Annotated in this window: 12 protein-coding genes; 8 read left to right on the forward strand and 4 right to left on the reverse strand. The window is 73.8% G+C overall.

Features of this window, described 5'->3' with window-relative positions; translation table 11 throughout:
• Positions 1–195: 195 nt before the first annotated feature.
• From ABD330_RS00980 to ABD330_RS01000, 5 genes are all read left to right on the forward strand, one after another.
• The gene (locus ABD330_RS00980; protein ID WP_344459653.1) at positions 196–888 is read left to right on the forward strand and encodes a DUF4097 family beta strand repeat-containing protein; all 693 of its coding nucleotides are present in this window, start codon (positions 196–198) and stop codon (positions 886–888) included.
• Positions 889–1,006: 118 nt separating this feature from the next.
• Complete coding sequence (locus tag ABD330_RS00985; protein WP_344459655.1) at positions 1,007–2,212, forward strand: sensor histidine kinase; 1,206 nt, start codon at positions 1,007–1,009, stop codon at positions 2,210–2,212.
• 91 nt (positions 2,213–2,303) lie between these two features.
• Complete coding sequence (locus ABD330_RS00990; protein ID WP_344459657.1) at positions 2,304–2,984, forward strand: response regulator; 681 nt, start codon at positions 2,304–2,306, stop codon at positions 2,982–2,984.
• Between the two features lie 161 nt (positions 2,985–3,145).
• Positions 3,146–3,760: a hypothetical protein gene (locus ABD330_RS00995; RefSeq protein WP_344459659.1), complete on the forward strand. Its 615-nt coding sequence runs from the start codon at positions 3,146–3,148 to the stop codon at positions 3,758–3,760.
• Between the two features lie 121 nt (positions 3,761–3,881).
• On the forward strand, positions 3,882–5,321 hold the full coding sequence (locus ABD330_RS01000; RefSeq protein ID WP_344459661.1) for a WGR domain-containing protein: 1,440 nt from the start codon (positions 3,882–3,884) through the stop codon (positions 5,319–5,321).
• A gap of 142 nt (positions 5,322–5,463) precedes the next feature.
• Here ABD330_RS01000 and ABD330_RS01005 read toward each other — a convergent pair whose 3' ends face one another.
• The 3 genes from ABD330_RS01005 to ABD330_RS01015 all read right to left on the reverse strand — a co-directional run bounded on the left by ABD330_RS01005 (position 5,464) and on the right by ABD330_RS01015 (position 10,923).
• Complete coding sequence (locus ABD330_RS01005; protein ID WP_344459663.1) at positions 5,464–7,245, reverse strand: vWA domain-containing protein; 1,782 nt, start codon at positions 7,243–7,245, stop codon at positions 5,464–5,466.
• Positions 7,242–8,306 carry an ATP-binding protein gene (locus tag ABD330_RS01010; protein WP_344459665.1) on the reverse strand — a complete coding sequence of 355 codons (1,065 nt, stop codon included), beginning with the start codon at positions 8,304–8,306 and terminating at the stop codon, positions 7,242–7,244. The genes ABD330_RS01005 and ABD330_RS01010 overlap by 4 nt, the downstream gene beginning before the upstream one ends.
• 223 nt (positions 8,307–8,529) lie before the next feature.
• Entirely contained in the window at positions 8,530–10,923 is a 2,394-nt protein-coding gene (locus ABD330_RS01015) for a helicase-associated domain-containing protein (protein ID WP_344459667.1), read from the reverse strand.
• Between the two features lie 90 nt (positions 10,924–11,013).
• Here ABD330_RS01015 and ABD330_RS01020 point away from each other — a divergent pair, with 90 nt between their 5' ends.
• Genes ABD330_RS01020 through ABD330_RS01030 form a run of 3 tightly spaced genes read left to right on the forward strand, consistent with a single transcriptional unit; the run spans position 11,014 to position 14,075 of the window.
• A complete protein-coding gene (locus ABD330_RS01020; RefSeq protein ID WP_344459669.1) occupies positions 11,014–11,751 on the forward strand; it encodes an SIR2 family NAD-dependent protein deacylase in 738 nt (245 codons plus the stop codon).
• A 46-nt stretch (positions 11,752–11,797) separates the two neighbouring features.
• Positions 11,798–13,051, forward strand: a complete 1,254-nt coding sequence (locus tag ABD330_RS01025) for a cytochrome P450 (RefSeq protein ID WP_344459671.1) — start codon at positions 11,798–11,800, stop codon at positions 13,049–13,051.
• Between the two features lie 40 nt (positions 13,052–13,091).
• Positions 13,092–14,075 carry an ADP-ribosylglycohydrolase family protein gene (locus tag ABD330_RS01030; protein WP_344460020.1) on the forward strand — a complete coding sequence of 328 codons (984 nt, stop codon included), beginning with the start codon at positions 13,092–13,094 and terminating at the stop codon, positions 14,073–14,075.
• Positions 14,076–14,105: 30 nt separating this feature from the next.
• Here ABD330_RS01030 and ABD330_RS01035 read toward each other — a convergent pair whose 3' ends face one another.
• Positions 14,106–14,879, reverse strand: coding sequence for a DUF4190 domain-containing protein (locus ABD330_RS01035; RefSeq protein ID WP_344459673.1), 774 nt, complete (start codon positions 14,877–14,879; stop codon positions 14,106–14,108).
• Positions 14,880–15,019 lie beyond the last annotated feature (140 nt).

The following is a 15,019-nucleotide window of genomic DNA, read 5'->3' on the forward strand; positions in this document are numbered from 1 at the left end:
CCCCGCTCGAACCGCAGGGCGGTCACCCCACACGGGGTGGCCGCCCTGCGGCGTGTCCGCGGGTTCACCGGGCAGCTCCCCCGTGCGGGGGAGGCGGGGAAACCGCTCGGGCGGGCGATCCGGGGGGAGGGGGCGGGAGGGCAGGCTCTGGGGTGTCGGTCCGGGTGGGCCGGCCGCCTGTCGAGGGGGAACACCATGAGCAAGAGCCTGTCCCGTGTGATCGGCGCCGTCGGCATCACCGCTGCCGTGGCGTTCGGGATGTCCGGCTGCTTCCTGGACGACCGGGACCAGCACCAGGACGTCAGCTACGGCGTCACCGGGCCGGTGCACACGCTGGTCCTGCAGGGCGACACCGGTGACATCCGGGTGGTCGGCGGGGGCACGGCGGTGAACGTGACGGAGCACCAGCAGTACCGGGCCAAGGCTCCCGCCGCGACGCACCTCACCAGCGCCGACGGCACGCTCACCCTCACGTACAGCTGCCCGGACCACGACTGCTCGGTGGGCTACGACGTCCGGGTCCCGGCCGGCACGGTGGTGCGGGTCGCGGCCGACACCGGTTCGGTGCGGCTGAGCGGGCTGGTCGCCGAGGTGGAGGTGAAGACCCAGACCGGGACGGTCGACGCGAGCGGGCTCGGCTCCGGGAAGGTCCGGCTGACGACCGGGACCGGCAGTGTCACCGCCGCGTTCGCGGGCGACCCGACGACCGTGTCCGTGACCACCCAGACCGGGAGCATCCTGCTGCGGGTGCCGAAGGACGGCACGTACGCGGTGAACGCCTCCGCGCAGACCGGCAGCGTCGACATCGGAGTCCGCCAGGAGCCGGGCGCCGCCCGGAGCATCACCGCGACCGCCCAGACCGGCAGCGTGACGGTCACCGGTGTCTGAGCGGGCCTGGTCACCGGTGTCCGGGCCGGCCGGAGGGCCCCGGGTGCCCGCCCGCCTGCCGGTACGGAAAGATCTCTCCCGGGGGGCCGGCGCACGTCCGGCTGCGGGAGGGGTGGACGTGGAGCGCGCAACGCGCCTGCAGGCGGAGATGACGGCGCGGGCCGGGCGGTTGAAGGCATGGTTCGGCGGGGTGAACCCGTACGTGCTGGACACCCTGCTCGCCCTGGCCTCGGCCGCGGTCTCGGCCTGGGCGGTGTTCTGCGACAACCGGGGCTGGCCCTGGTGGGTGTACCTGCTGGCGGTCAGCACCGCGTTCTCCCTGCCCTGGCGGCGGCGCTTCCCGGGCGGGGCCTTCCTCGCCTCGGGGATCCCCGCGCTGGCCCTGTCGATCGTGGCGCACTCGGCGCAGCCACAGGTCGAGCTGTACGGGGTGATCGGCATCTACACCCTGGCGAACCTCGGGCGGGACTGGCAGCGCTGGTCGATGCTGGCCGTCCTGGTGGTGGCGAACATCCTCGGCACCCACTCGGTCAACGGGATGCTGTTCAGCCTGCTGATGTCGGTCGGCAGCTTCGTCTTCGGCTCGGTGGTCCGCGAGGTCCGCCGGCTGGCGCAGCTGGAGCGCGAGCGGGCCCACGAGGTCGGTCTGCGGGCCGCCAGCGACGCGGCCCGCGCGGTGGCGGAGGAGCGCGGCCGGATCGCCCGCGAGATGCACGACATCCTGGCGCACGCCGTCTCGCTGATGGTGATCCAGGCGGAGGCCGGCCCGGTGGTGGTGCGGAGCGACCCGGACCGGGCGGTCAAGGCGTTCGACGCCATCGCCGACTCCGGCCGGGACGCGATGGTGCAGCTGCGCCGGGTGCTCGGCGTGCTCAAGGAGGAGGGCACCGGGCCCGTTCTGGCGCCGCAGCCCAAGCTGGCGGAGCTCGCGGCGGTGGTCGAGCGGGTCCGGCAGGCGGGCATCGAGGTGGAGCTGGAACTCGCCGGGCTCGACCTGCCCGGGCAGCGTACGATTCCGGCTGACGTCGAGGCGGCGGCCTACCGGATCGTCCAGGAGGCGCTGACCAACACGGTGAAGCACTCGGGCGCGGACTACGCGGTCGTCCGGGTCGCCCGGACGGCCATGGCGCTGGAGGTCGAGGTGGCGGACAACGGGCTCGGCGTCACGGCCGATCCGTCGAAGGCCGTCGCGGCGTCGTCCGGCGGGCGCGGGCTGATCGGCATCCGGGAGCGCGCCGCCGCCTGCGGCGGCCGGGCCGTGACCGGGCCGGGCGCGGCGGGCGAGGGCTTCCTGGTGAGTGCGGAACTGCCCCTCGGGGCTTGACGAGCTTGTGACGTGAGCTTGTGACGTGAGCTTGTGACGTGAGTTTCTGGCGTGAGCTTCTGACGTGAGTTTCTGAGGTGGGGGAACAGGTATGGCAGTGATACGCGTGGTGGTCGCCGATGACCAGGAGCTGGTCAGGGCCGGGTTCGGCATGATCCTGGACGCCCAGCCGGACATCGAGGTGGTCGCCGAGGCCTCGGACGGCGAACAGGCCGTCGCCGCGGTCGGGGAGCACCGCCCCGACGTGCTGCTGCTGGACGTCCGGATGCCCGTCATGGACGGCCTGGAGGCGGCGCGGCAGGTCTGCGAGCGGTACCCCGACTGCAAGGTGATCATGCTGACCACCTTCGACATCGACGACTACGTCTACGACGCGCTGTACGCGGGCGCCAGCGGCTTCCTGCTCAAGGACGTCCGCCGGGACGACCTGGTGCACGGCGTCCGGATGGTCGCCTCCGGGGAGGCGCTGCTCGCGCCGTCCGTGACCCGCCGTCTGATCAGCGAGTTCGCGGCCCGCAAGCCGTCCGGCGCGTCCGCCACGCTGCGGGCGCCGTCCCGGCTGCTGGAGCAGCTGACGATCCGTGAGCAGGAGACGCTGCGGCTGCTGGCCCGGGGCATGTCCAACGCGGAGATCGCGGCCGAACTGGTGGTGAGCGAGCACACCGTGAAGACGCACGTCAGCAACGTGCTCAGCAAGCTCGGGCTGCGGGACCGCGTCCACGCGGTGGTCTTCGCGTACGAGGCCGGGGCGGTCGTCGCGGGGGAGGGCTGAGCGCCCTTCTCCCTCGTACGGGCGGGTTCTCCCCCCGGTGCTCCCCGTTGCTCCCCCGTGCGGGGGAGCGGCGGGATTCGCCGGTACCGGCGATCCCAACAGGAGCCGTTCCGAACAGGATTGGTCACATCGAACACGACCTCTCCTGAACGGGACACCGTATGAACGCCACCTCGCACCACCGCTCGCAGCTCACCTCCGCCGCCCTGGTGGGCGCCCCCGTACTCCTCGGGGTGTACGGGGTCGTCCGGCTCCTCGACGGGCGGCACGGCCCCGGGCCCGGCTGGATCACCGGCCACGCCTTCCTGCTGGCAGGCCTGCTGCTGTTCGCCCCGGTCTTCCTCGGCCTGCACCGCCTGGCCGCGCGGCGCAGCCGGATCGGCGCCGGGCTGGCGCTCGGCACCTCGCTGGTCGGCCTGGCCGCCTCGCTCGGCCAGGTCTCGATCGACCTCTACGTCGGCAGCCACGCGGTCGACCTCGCCGACCAGGACCGGATGTTCGGTCAGATCCAGTCCCACCCGGGCGTGCTGCCGGTCTTCTACTCGCTCTGCCCGCTCTTCTTCTACCTCGGCCTGCTCGCCCTGCTGGTGATCGCCGCGATCGGCCGGGCGCGGACGGTCAGTGTCTGGAGCCCGGTGCTGGTCCTGGTCGGCACCGTCCTGATGGGGGCGAGCCTGGACCTGATGCCGGTCGGAGCGGTCCTCTTCCTGGTGGCCTTCACCCTGCCGGTCCGCGGCACCCGTCCGGCGGCGGTGTCCGCTCCCGCCGCTGTCTGACCCGTCCGACCCAACGGTCCGATCCGGCCGACCGTCAGTGGCGGCCGATAGTTTGATCAGGTCGACGGGCAGTGCCGCCAGGTACTCGCCGGCTGTCGCCGCACACCCGGAGGAGCTCGCGATGTCCGCTGACCAGACCACCTACCTCGAACTCTCCGAGGAGCAGGGCAGTACCCACAAGTTCTACGAAGTGGTCCTGTCCGGGCTGGAGCTGACCATCACCTACGGCCGGATAGGCGAGTCGGGCCAGGCGAAGACCACCGCCTACCCGACGGCGGAGAAGGCCGCCGCCGCGGCCGCCAAGAAGGTCGGCGAGAAGGTCCGCAAGGGCTACGCCCCCGCGCAGCGCGGCGTCCGGCAGCGGCGCGAGGTGACCCGCCGGGTGATCGCCAGCACCCGGTCGACGGCCCGTCAGGCCCCGGTGCTCTGGCGCTTCAAGTCCGGCGCCGACGCGTTCGGGATCTTCGTCGGCGAGGAGCACGCCTGGGTCGGCAACCAGGCCGGCGACGTCTACACCCTCACCCACGACGGCCAGGTCACCGGCCGCTTCGGGCTGCCGGACGGCGTCAAGTGCATCGTCGCGGACGACTACTGGATCTACGCCGGCTGCGACGACGGCCGGGTCTACGACCTCGGCGGCAAGATCCCCCGGGTCGCGTACGAGATCGCGGCCGACGTGGACATCTACTGGCTGGACATCCACGACGGCGTGCTCGGCGTCTCCGACGCCCAGGGCAGCATCACCACGGTGGACCACGAGGACGAGTTCCAGTGGCGGCGCTCCACCAACGGCACCGGCGGCTGGATGGTGCGGTGCGACGCGGACGGCGTCTACCACGGGCACTCGGCCGGCATCTCCCGCTACGAGTCGCGCGGCGGCGAGCAGGTCTGGCACAGCCGGACGGAGGGCTCGGTGCTCTTCGGCTGGCAGGAGCGCGACGAGGTCTTCGCCGGTACCAGCCGGGGCTGGGTCCACCGGCTGGCCAAGGCGGACGGCTCGCAGACCGCCCGGTACCGCTGCGACGGCTCGGTGTACTCCTGTGCCACCTCACCCGACGGCAAGTACGTCTTCGCGGGTGACAACTCCTCGTCCGTGTACTGCTTCGCGGCGGACGGCACCCGGCTGTGGAAGCTCGGCACGGGCTGCGGCTCGGCGTACAGCATGCAGTACCGCGGCGAGCGGCTCTACATCGTGACCACCGACGGCTCGCTGGCCTGCATCGACGTGAGCGAGACGGCCGTCCGCGCGGCCGAGGGCGGCCGGCTGCCGCAGGCGGCGGACGTCAAGGCGGCGGGCTGGGAGGCGGTCGCGCCCGGCGCGGCGCTGGAGACGGTGAGCGCCGCGCAGGCCGGGAGCCTCGGCGGCATCGAGGTGGAGTGCGTCCAGGAGGGCGCCCGCACCCGGATCCGCGTCACCTCCCCCGGCTTCGACCCCACCTGGCGGGTCCAGTTCCCCAAGGACGTCCGCGTCCCCGGTGCCCGCTACCTGGTCGCCGAGGTGCACGCCTCCGAGCGCGGCGGCTTCTACCGGGCCCGCGGCGAGATCAAGCGGGTGCTCTGAGCGAGACTCTGCGCGGTCAGGGCAACCACAGCAGGGGCGCGGGGAACTGCGCGACGTCGGAAGGTGCGGACCGTTGCCTCCCGCTTCGCGCAGTTCCCCGCGCCCCTCGGGTAGCAGCGCAACTGGCTCATCGGCGGAGCCGTCACCGCATGCGGAAGACCGGCCCGCGCGGGGTGAACGGCAGCCCTGACCCCTGGGGCACCAGGTACGCGTGTTCCCGCCGCACCCGCAGGACGTCGCACTCGCCGTCGGTGATCAGCAGGATCGGGGCGCCCGGCGGGAAGTCCTCGGCGCGCTCCAGCAGGTCGATCCCGGGCTGGAGGACGGTGCCGCCGCGCCCCCGGACCCGGACCCGCCCGGCGATCTCGTCGGCCGGCAGGAATCCCGCGTCGTGCGGGGCCGCGTCGCAGAAGACCACCCGGGCCGCCGTGACGTCCCGCGCGGCCGCGTACGAGGCGATCGCGCCCAGCGCCTTGCCGAGCAGGGTGCGGCTCATCGAGCCGGAGGTGTCCAGGACGACGCCGAAGGTGCAGCGGGCCACCTCCTCCGGAGGGTAGTAGCGCCCGGCGCGCGGGATGTCCGGTGTCGCGGCCTGGCGGCGGGACGGGCGGGCGTAGCTCCGGACGGGCTGCGGGGAGGGGACGAACTCGTCGAACCAGCGGGCCAGTCGGGCGTCCCAGGGCAGCGGCGGGTGGGCGAGCGCGCGGATCTCCTCGACCAACCCGGCGGGGAGCAGTCCGCGTTCGCGGCCGTGCAGTTCGAAGCCCTGCTGGAGGCCGCGCCGGTAGAAGTCGTCCAGGTCGACGTAGTCGCGCGGGCGGCCGAGCGGTTCGCCGAGCACGTCCGGCCGGCCCTTGCCGGCCAGGGTGGCGAGGCGGCGGATGCGGCGCTGGTCGCGGACGATCCGGTCGTAGACCTCCTCCGCCGAGAGCCCCTTGAGCGTGGGGTCGTGCAGCAGGCCGTCGGGCATCTCGCCGACGCCCATCTCCAGCAGCCAGCCGTTGATCACGTAGTCGGCGGCGACGTTGAACAGGTACGGGTCGCGGGCCCCGCAGCGGTCGCCGTGGCGCAGCGCGGCGTGCAGCATCTCGTGGGCGAGGATGAACCGCCACTCCTCGTCGCTGTAGTGGCGCAGCGGGTTGAGGTAGATCTCGCCCGCGTCGGCGTTCACGGCGGCGATGGAGATGTCCTGGGCGCGGGCGAGTTCGGCGTCGGCGACCAGCGTCATCCCGGCGGCGAGTCCGCCGAGCAGCGGGTAGGAGGAGATGAACCAGTTGAGCGCGCGCGTCCACGGCCGTTCGGGCGTGCGCTGGCCGGTGAGTTCGTCCCGCCGCCCGCCGGCCACGTCCATGGCGGCGGACATCGTCCGGGTGAGCGCGGCGGCGAAGGCCACCGTCCAGTCCTCGGGGGCGCGCCCGCCCGTCCACGGCAGGAGCCGCTGGTCGGGCTCGGGCCCCGCAAGGCTCGGCACCTGCGGCAGGCCGTCGCGGCGCCAGCGGGCGGCGAGCTCCTCCTCGTCCCCGCCCGGGTAGGAGGGGGGCAGCTCGAAGGGGGCCCGGCCGACCGGGAAGGTGGCCAGGAAGCGGTTGACCACCGTGCAGCGCGCGGCCAGCTCGTACGCGTCGGGGGCCTGGCGCGGACCCCGGACGGCGGGCAGGTGGCCGAAGCCCAGGTGCAGCAGGCAGTGCGCCAACGCCCAGGCCCACTCGGCCGGTTCGGCGCGCCGCTTGGGGTTGACGTGCAGGGTGCCGTCGGAGTCCACCGCGACCAGGCCGTCCACGGGGTAGTGGGCGCAGGTGGGGCTCCGGCAGATGCTGCCGTTGACGGAGGTGAACGCGGCGTTGCGGCGCAGCAGTTGGAGCCCCTCGGCGAAGGCCTCCGCCGCGTGGTCCTTGGCGGGCGGCTTGGCCTGCTTCGTGCTCACCGGCGGGCCTCGACCAGCCGGGGCATGTCGCGGGCGGCCTCGATCAGGAACCAGGAGGGCAGCACCGGGTTGCCGTCCGCGCCGTCGGCGATCACCGTCTGGGCGACCTCGACCGAGATCTCGGCGAGCTGGACGAGCAGCGACTTGGCCCGGAAGGCCGTCTGGCGCAGCGCATTGGAGGCGTGCTCCTTCTGCGCGGGCAGCTCCTTGACCAGCCGTCCGCGGAAGGCGTCGGCCAGGTAGTACAGCAGGTCGCGGTCCTCCGGCCGGTGCGGCCAGCGGGCGTCGCCCTTGAGGATCGCGTCCAGCCCGTACGAGTTGCGGACGATCTTCGCGTACCCGCAGAAGCTCACCGCGTGCTGCGGGGTGAGCAGCCCGTACGTGAGCACCTTGAGCGTCGGCTCGTCCAGAGTGGGGCCGAAGGAGTGCAGGGTGTCGGACAGCATGTGCCAGGCGCGCGGGGTGGAGAACGGCTCCTCGGACTTCGGCGGCGCCGACCACAGGTGGTCGGGGCGGTCGGTGAGGTAGTCGACGACCCACGGGTGGATGCCGTTGCCCGCAGCCCAGCTCAGCCAGTCGGTGGCGCTGGCCCGCAGGTGGACGTGGACCAGGCGGTTGACCAGGGCGGACGCCATCGGCCGGGCCAGGGCGCCGTCGGTGGCCCGGTTGCCCGCGCCGATCACGATCGAGCCCGCCGGGAGCTCGTACGAGCCGATCCGGCGGTCCAGGATCAGCGAGTAGAACGCCTTCTGCACGTCGGGCGTGGCGGCGTTGAGCTCGTCCAGGAAGAGGCAGTACGGCTCGTCCCGCGCGATCGACTCGGGCGGGCAGAACCGCGAGCGCCCCTCCGGGGTGATCTGCGGGACCCCGATCAGGTCCTCGGGCGCGAGCTGCGTCCCGATCAGGCTCACGCACTCCAGGCCGAGCGAGTCCGCGAACTCCCTGACCAGGGAGGACTTCCCGATCCCGGGCGCGCCCCACAGGAACACCGGCCTGACGGTGGCCAGACCCAGCAGCAGCTCGGGGACCTGGGACGGTGAGACGGTGACAGCGCCCTGCACGGGACTCCTTCGGAGGTTCGGGATTCCCGGTCAGTGTGCGGGGTCGCCCTTCCGGGCGCACCCTGTTTTCGCGGGGTTCACGTACGCAATTGGTCAACCACAGCAGGGGCGCGGGGAACTGCGCGCGCAACCGTGCACCTCCGTTGTGCCCCGGTCGCGCAGTTCCCCGCGCCCCTGGGGTAGCCAACTGCGTACGTGAACCCCGCGCCCCTGGGGGTACCCGTCAGCGTCGGAGGATCGCTGCCGCCAGTGCCCCCGGGGTGGCGGGGCCCCGGCCGTAGTGGTGGCGGGCGTCGGCGAGTTCGGGCATCTCGACGGTGGCGCGCTCCTGGGAGGTGCGTTCGACGACGGTGGTGCCGGTCTCCGCCTCCAGGACGGGCGCGTAGCCGGCCTGGCGCAGCGCCGCGAGGGTGTCGGCGGGGGAGGCGGTGCTGATCAGGACGGTCGGGGCGATCCGGCGCAGGCCGATCTTCGTGAGGCTGCGGGTCCTGGAGAGTTCGTGCACCAGGGCCTCGTCGTCCGAGCGCAGGCAGCAGGTCGACCGCACCACCCGGACCCGCCCGTGCGTCCTGGCGGTGTCCTTCAGCAGGTACTCCAGCGTCTGCGGCAGTGCGAGCCCGCCCTCGGACACCTCGGCCAGCCGCTCCAGCAGGTCGGCGGCGTCCGCGCCCGCGTCCAGGGCCCGCCGCACCGAGGCAGCCCCGATCCGCCAGACCACGGCGTGCCCGTCGGACTCGCGGTCGGCCACCGAGCCGAGCAGCTCGGTGAGTTCGGGTGCGGCGGCACCGGGGACGACCACGGTGAGGTCGGCCTGGAAGCGGGCGGTGGTCAGCGGCGGCGGTACCAGCTCGGCGAGGGCGGCCCGCAGCCCGGCGACGGCCCCGGCCAGCTCCGGGTGCCGGTCCAGTGCGGGCCCGGCGCCCGGCACCGCGGGGTACCAGCGGCCCGCGCCCGCGCGCAGCAGGGCGAGCACCGCGTGTCCGACCGGGGTCAGCGAACCGTGCGCGGCCACGCCCAGCAGTTCCGCCTCGGCCAGCGTGGCCGTCACCAACTCGTCGACTTCGTCGTCCAGTTGCAGACCCATCGGATTGTGCCAGCCGACAGCGTCGATCAGCTCGTCGACCGTGTCCTCGGTCAGCGAGGCGGCCGCGCCCAGCCCGTGTCCGGCGGGCAGCCGGGCAAGCGCCTCCAGCAGCGCGTGCCGCAGCGGCACCGCGTACGGGTCCTCCGGGGAGATCAGCGCGACCGGCGTGCCCTCGCCCTCCGGCCAGTGGCTGAACACCTCGGGGGTGACCGCCCATGCCGCGATCAGCGGCACCAGCCGGTCGGCGGGCGGGGCGGTCAGCCAGTCGTCGTAGCGGGCGGTGGGCAGCATCCGGGCGGGCGGCGGCGGGACGGGCTTGCGGCTGCGGGTGGGCGGCGGGGTGTCCCGGTGCGGGGCGAGCAGGCCCGCGTTGGCGGTGAGGTCGAGCCAGAGCCGGGCCTGTTGCTCGGGCGCCCCGACCGCCTTGGCCAGCCGGCGGGTGTCGCGGACGGCGATCCCGCCCGCCTTGCGGACGGCGAGCGGCTCCGCGGCGGTGGCCCGGAGCAGCAGTTCGACCCGGGAGAGCGCCGCGGTGGCGGCGGCCTGTGCTTCGCCGCCGGCCCGCTCGGGCAGCGGGCGGGCGGACCCGACGGCGGGCGGCTCCGGCTCGAACGGGAGCTCCTCCTCGCCGTCCCGCAGCGCCGCCCCGGCCTCGTACGGCAGCTCCACCAGGTCGATCCCGATCGGGATCACCAGGCCGCGCGCGGCCAGCCAGTCCGTCCCGGGGTCACCCGAACCGCCTTGGCGGAAGTGGAACTTGCTGGTGGCGCCGTAGTAGCTGCCGGTGTCCGGCACGAAGCAGTGGGTGCGCAGCAGCGGTGGCCCGGGGACGAGCGAGTCCAGCAGCTCGACCGCGTCCGGCGGCGCACCGGCGACCAGGCGGCGCACCGCCGCGCCGTCCTGGAGGAACCCGACCACCGCCTGCTGCGCCTCCTCCCTGGTCCGGGCGGGCGGCAGGTCCAGTGCGTCCGCGATCCGGCGGATCTCGGCGGCCTTGTACGCGTCGGAGAGCAGCAGGGCGGCCGGCCGGCCGAACCCCTGGAGCTCGCTCGCCTGTTGGTGCAGCACCGCCGGCACGGTCAGCAGCTCGCCGTGCGGCGGCAGCAGCAGCGCCCGCTCGGCCAGGGCGTCCAGCACCGGGCGCACCCCTTCGCCCAGCTCGGCGACCAGCTGCGCCCGGGGCACCGCGCGCTCGGCCGGCTCCGGCGGCCGGACGGTGAACGCGCCCGGCCGGGCGGCGAGGTTCGTCCCGGCGAACCCGGCCGGGCCCGGCCGGGCCGCCGAGACCCGGGCCGGCCCGTGCAGCCGCTCGGCCAGTACGGCGATCGCCGTGAGCACCTGGATCTGCGCCGCGTCGAGCGAACGCATGCCGAGCAGCACGGAGTTGGCGCTCAGCAGGTGGTCGGCCAGCCGGGCCGGGTCGTCCAGCCCGGGGCCGGCGGAGTAGGGGAGCAGGCGCTGCTCCAGTAGTTCGGTCAGCTGCTCGGGCGTACGAGTGGTCAGCCAGGTCTTCAGGGCATCGGCGCTGGTCACCCGCCCACGGTAACGGACGGTGCCGGGCCGGCGGGCGGGCTTCGCAAACCGTTCGCACTCCAGGGTGATCCGCCCGTACCGTCTGGTGCCATGAACGCCAAGCGGCCGCTGGTCGCCGTCCTCACCGGTGCCGGGATCTCCACCGACTCGGGCATCCCCGACTACCGCGGCCCGAACGGCCTGTGGCAGCGCGACCCCGAGGCCGCGAAGCTGGTGACGTACCGGCACTACGTCGCGGAACCCGAGATCCGCCGCCGGGCCTGGCTGATGCGCCGGGACATGGGCGCGCTGCCCGCCGAACCCAACGCGGGCCACCGCGCGCTGGTCGAGCTGGAGCGCAGCGGGCTGCCGATGCGGGTGCTCACCCAGAACGTCGACGGGCTGCACCAGAAGGCCGGGCTGCCCGACCGCAAGGTCTTCGAACTCCACGGCAACGCACGGCAGGTGCAGTGCCTGCGCTGCCGGGTGGTCGGCGAGATGGGCGACGCGCTCGCCCGGCTCGCGGCCGGCGAGCCCGACCCGGCCTGCCTCGCCTGCGGCGGCGTGCTCAAGCCCGCCACGGTGATGTTCGGCGAGCTCCTCGACCCGGTGGTCCTGGACCGGGCCCGGGCCGTCGCCAAGGGCTGCGACCTGTTCCTGGCCGTCGGCTCCACCCTCCAGGTGCACCCCGCCGCCGGGCTGGTCGAGACGGCCGTCGAGGGCGGCGCCCGCCTGATCGTCGTCAACGCCGAGCCGACCCCGTACGACCCGCTGGCGGACGAGCTGGTCCGCGAGCCGATCTCCACCGCCCTGCCCGCCCTGGTCGGCCGGATCATCGCGGGGGAGTGAGCCGCCCCCGTACGATGGCGCTCCCGACGACCTGGGAGTGATCATCGTGGCCAGTGCACCCGTGGGCGGCGCGTCCGTCGGCAGCGCGTCCGAGGGCAGCGGGTTCGACCCCTGGTCGGCGGCGTTCGTCGCGCACCCGTACGACGCGTACGCGACGCTGCGCGAGCACGCGCCGGTCACCCGGTACGAGCCGACCGGGCAGTGGCTGGTCTCGCGGTACGAGGACGTCAGCGCGCTGCTCCGGGACCGCCGGCTCGGGCGGACGTACACCCACCGCTACACCCACGAGGAGTTCGGCCGGCCCGCGCCGGACCCCGCGTACGAGCCGTTCCACACCCTCAACGACCACGGGCTGCTCGACCTGGAGGCGCCCGACCACACCCGGATCCGGCGGCTGGTGTCGAAGGCGTTCACCCCGCGGATGGTCGAGTCGCTGCGCCCGACCGTCCGGCGGCTCGCCGGCGAGCTGGTGGACGGGCTGCTCGCGGACGGCGGCGGCGACCTGATCGCCGCCGTCGCCGAGCCGCTGCCGGTCGCGGTGATCGCCGAGATGCTCGGCGTGCCGGAGGCGGACCGGGGGCTGCTGCGGCCCTGGTCGGCGGACATCACCGGGATGTTCGAACTGAACCCCTCCGCCGAGACCGCCCGCCGTGCGGTGACGGCCAGCACCGAGTTCTCCGACTACCTGCGCGGACTGATCCGCGAGCGCCGGGCGCACCCCGGCGAGGACCTGATCAGCGGGCTGGTCGCGGCGGCCGAGGGCACGGATGCGCTGACCGAGCAGGAGATGGTCTCCACCTGCGTGCTGCTGCTCAACGCCGGGCACGAGGCGACGGTCAACACCACCGGCAACGGCTGGTGGGCACTGTTCCGCAACCCCGCCCAACTCGCCCTGCTGCGCGGCTCGGTGGACGAACTGCTGCCCACCGCCGTGGAGGAGCTGATGCGCTACGACACCCCGCTGCAGATGTTCGAGCGCTGGGTGCTGGAGGACATCGAGGTGGCCGGGGTGACCGTCCCGCGCGGCTCGGAGGTGGCCCTGCTCTTCGGCTCCGCCAACCGCGACCCGGCCCGCTTCACCGCCCCCGACCGGCTCGACGTCGCCCGCGCCGACAACCCGCACATCACCTTCGGCGCCGGAATTCACTTCTGTCTGGGAGCTCCGTTGGCCAGAATGGAGCTGACCGAGTCCTACGGAGCGCTGCTGCGCCGGGCGCCCGGGCTGCGGCTGGTCCGCGAGCCCGCCTGGCGCCCGGGGTACGTGATCCGGGGGCTGGAAGAACTGATCGTCGAGCTGTAGAAGACCGGGGGACACCGTGCGCAAGTCCGCGACGGGCACGATGCTGGGCCTCGCGATCGGCGACGCCCTCGGCCACCGCACCGAGTTCGACGAGATCGAGCAGATCGCCGCCTGGTGCCCCGACTGGCGGGAACTCCCGCTGCCCACGCCGGCCTTGGTGACGGACGACACCCAGATGACGCTGGCGCTGGCCCGCGCTCTGCGGACGGCGACCGAGCGCGGTGCGCTGATGCCGCTGCGCCTGGAGCGGCCGCTACGCGAGGAGTTCGTCGACTGGTACCACTCGCCCGACAACAACCGCGCGCCGGGCATGACCTGCCTGAAGTCCTGCATGCGCCTGAGCAAGCCGGCCCTCCGCTGGCAGCAGGCGAGCGACGTCGGCTCCAAGGGCTGCGGCGCGAACATGCGCGTCGCCCCGATCGGCCTGCTGCCCGATCTGACGAACCGTCAACTCTCGGGTGCGGCGCAGCTCCAGTCTGCACTCACGCACGGCCACCCGACGGCCCTGGCGGCGAGCGACCTCACCGCCCACACCGTCCGGCTGCTGGTCGAGGGCGCCGCACCGGGCGAACTGCCTGCCCTGCTGAGGGCGCACGCCGACGCCTCGCGGACCCGCTACGACGAGTTCTGGCTCGGCGACCTCGCCGCGCACGCCCAGGACCACTCGGCGGAGGAGTTCACCGCCCGGGGCTGGGACGAGTGCCTCTTCGTGCTCGACCGCCTCGACGCCGCGCTCGCCCGGCCCGAGCCGGAGGCGGACCCGTGCCAGGTCACCGGCGAGGGCTGGATCGCCGAGGAGGCCTTTGCCACCGGCCTGCTCTGCTTCCTGCTCTTCCCCGACGACCCGGTCGCGGCCGTCCGCCGCGCCGCGTACTCCTCCGGCGACTCCGACTCGATCGCCTGCCTCACCGGCGCGTTCGCCGGCGCCCACCACGGCGCGGCGGCCTGGCCGCAGGACTGGGTCCGACGCATCGAGCACCGCGACGAACTCCTCGCCTTCGGCGCACTCTGGGACCGGACGTAGGCTTCGCCGTCCGCCCGACGGGGCCGGAGGCTAGGGCGTCGGCGTGGGGGCGGCGGTGTCGTGGAGGCTGCCCGTCCAGCCGGTGCCGCGGTCCACGAAGGCGCAGATCACCGTCCGGTGCGGTCGTACGACCACCAGGTTGCCCTGCGGCGGGAGGTAGTCGATCCGGAGCGAGGCGGGGAGGGCCCGGCCCGGCGGCAGATAGCCGGCCACCGCTGCCGAACAGGCGTCGCCGGCGCCCTTGTCCGAGTCCGCCGGGCCGCCGTAGACCGCGTTGCCCATGTCCGCCAGGGCGAACACCTCGCCGTGGTGGAGTTGCGAGCAGGGGAGCGCCGTCACCTCCACGGCCAGGGCCGCCCCGGACGGATCGGGGCCGAAACAGTCGCCGGCCTTCAGGTCGTATCCGCTGACGGTCCGGACGCTCTGGTGGTCGGAGGTGCCCTTCCAGAAGAGGGACGTTCCGAAGACCGCCCAGATCGTGCACAGGGCCAGGCCCGTCAGCGCGGCCCAGCGGCCCTCCTGCTTCGTCCGCCGGATCCGTAGCAGTGCCGCGACGGCCAGGACGAGACCCACCGGCCAGAAGAAGCCGATGACGCCGGGGACCAGTGAGGCGAGCGCCAGGCGGCTCCACCCGGGCCGCGCGTGCGGGTCGTCCTCGGCCCGGCCCAGGACGAAGGCCTTGAACGCGGCCGACTGCTCGGCCGGTGCCGTGGGCGGGCCGGTACGGTCCGACGGCGACGGCCCCGGCTCCGGAGCCGAGTCCTGGGTGCCGATGTCCGGTGCGTTCAGTCCGTCAGCGGACACGAGCCTTCTCCAGGGCAGTCCGGGGCCGGCCGTTGAGGAGGAAGCTCAGGGCCGGACCTGACGGCTGCCTCGTCCGCAGGTCGTCGCACAGTTGATCACACCTCGACGGTGCGGGCGAACGGCTTTTCCGTTCCGCCGCC

Source organism: Kitasatospora kazusensis, from assembly GCF_039529945.1.
Classification (GTDB): Bacteria; Actinomycetota; Actinomycetes; order Streptomycetales; family Streptomycetaceae; genus Kitasatospora; species Kitasatospora kazusensis.